A 348-nucleotide genomic window follows, 5' to 3' on the forward strand; every position below is an offset into this window, starting at 1 on the left:
GGTTAACGTCCATTGGCGGCGGTTACGCAGCCATGAGCGATAACACCTTCGGCGCACCGAAAAATCTGCTGCTGGCAGGCGTGGTCTTAGCCTTAATTATCCTGCTTAACCGTCAACGTAACCCTTACTTACGCGTGGCCTCACTGGTAATTGCGATGGCGGCCGGATATGCGCTGGCGTGGTTTATGGGCATGTTGCCAGAAAGCAACGAACCTATGACGCAAGAACTGATTATGGTGCCAACGCCGCTCTATTACGGTCTTGGCATTGAATGGAGTCTGCTGCTGCCGCTGATGCTGGTCTTTATGATCACTTCGCTGGAAACCATTGGCGATATCACGGCGACCT

At 53.2% G+C, this 348-nt stretch carries 1 protein-coding gene; it reads left to right on the forward strand.

The features are described 5' to 3' along the window. The coding region (locus V5P19_RS23145; protein ID WP_334407860.1) for a solute carrier family 23 protein at positions 1 to 348 on the forward strand (348 nt) is incomplete at both ends.

The organism is Enterobacter sp. UNJFSC 003 (assembly GCF_036903355.1).
Taxonomy (GTDB): domain Bacteria; phylum Pseudomonadota; class Gammaproteobacteria; order Enterobacterales; family Enterobacteriaceae; genus Enterobacter.